This is a genomic window from Mammaliicoccus sp. C-M13, assembly GCF_022386845.1.
In the GTDB taxonomy this organism is placed as follows: Bacteria; Bacillota; Bacilli; order Staphylococcales; family Staphylococcaceae; genus Mammaliicoccus; species Mammaliicoccus lentus.
Genome location: NZ_JAJNHQ010000032.1, coordinates 1 through 1363, shown reverse-complemented (window position 1 = coordinate 1363; position 1363 = coordinate 1). Strand labels below are relative to the sequence as shown.

The following is a 1363-nucleotide window of genomic DNA, read 5'->3' as shown; positions in this document are numbered from 1 at the left end:
TTGGTTTTTTAGAATGTATTAACAAAATAAATCTGTTTGATTTTTAGCAGATTCATTTTGTTAATCTCTACTTATTTTTCAAAAATAAGTAGTAAGTTTAAGGAATAAAAGGTCTTTTAGCATTATCTAGATTTTCTTGAATATCCATGAGTAATGCACCAATTAATCTAAAAGCTGAGTCTAGGTTAGGGAAAGTCTTAATGACTTTCTCTCTTTTTCTAAGCTGCATATTTATATTTTCAATAGAGTTAGTAGTTCGTATATTCTTATGGTGTTGTGCTGGAAATCTATAAAACTGTGTGGCATCTTCGAAGCCCTGATCTAATATATTTAAAGCTTCTGAATACTTAGGATTATTTTCATACTTAGTTACAAATTCATTTTTACTTTCAAGCGCATGTTGATATGTAGGAGCTTGAAAAATAGATTTAAGTAATGTTCTTGCCTCTTGTGAATTCTTTTTTGGGAATCTTTCAATGATGTTTTTAAGAAGATGAAATGTACAACGTTGCCAAGTTGAATCTATAAATTGTGATTTAATAGACTTAATAAGACCAGAATGTGCATCAGAAATAATGAGCTCAGGAGTTGTGAGGCCACGCATTCTTAAATCTTCAAAGAACTCAGACCAAGCCTGTTCAGATTCTTGATTAGAAATTTTAAAACCAATAATTTCACGTCTTTTAAGTTCATTTACTCCCATAGCTATATAAACGCCTTTAGAAACTATTTTATTATTCTCTCTAACTTTAATATGCATGGCATCAACAAATACATATCTGTACTGATGACTAGTAATAGGTCTACTCGACCACTTTTGAATATCGGGGTCAATATTTTTCATAACTTCTGAAATCGTAGATTTCGAAACAGATTTACCTGCCAGAGCCTCTACAATTTTCGTGATGTTTCTAGTTGAAACGCCATTAATATAAGCTTCTATCATCGCTAAAATCAGTGATTGATCAGAGCGAGAATATTGATCAAAAACTTCAGTTGTAAATTCGCCATCACGCGTTCTAGGTACTTTTAAATGAAGTGTTCCGACTGGAATCATAAAATCACGTTCATAGTAGCCATTTCGTTGTGCAATCCTTTCAGGATGCTTTTGTTTGAAATCAGCGTTCACAAACTGATCTCTTTCCATTTCCATATAAGCATTTAATACAGTTACAGCTATACTTTTCATAGCAGTATTTAAATTACTTTCTAAAATAGCACTTGCCAATTCTTCAAAGTCTACGTTAATATTTAACTGAGTCATATATAGGTCACCTCTACAATATTTTCTTAGTCGATTACATTGTACTAAAGTGAGCTATATTTGGCTCTTTTTTTATTACACAATTATATGGACATATTC

At 31.3% G+C, this 1363-nt stretch carries 1 protein-coding gene; it reads right to left on the bottom strand.

Annotated elements, in window-relative coordinates; genetic code table 11:
• Positions 1-97: 97 nt before the first annotated feature.
• Positions 98-1264, bottom strand: a complete 1167-nt coding sequence (locus LQ615_RS13295; RefSeq protein WP_064205432.1) for an IS256 family transposase — start codon at positions 1262-1264, stop codon at positions 98-100.
• Positions 1265-1363: the final 99 nt, after the last annotated feature.

What these genes read in the sequence shown, in the direction of transcription:
- LQ615_RS13295 (WP_064205432.1), bottom strand. Translation starts at nt 1,264, where the DNA reads ATGACTCAGTTAAATATTAACGTAGACTTTGAAGAATTGGCAAGTGCT.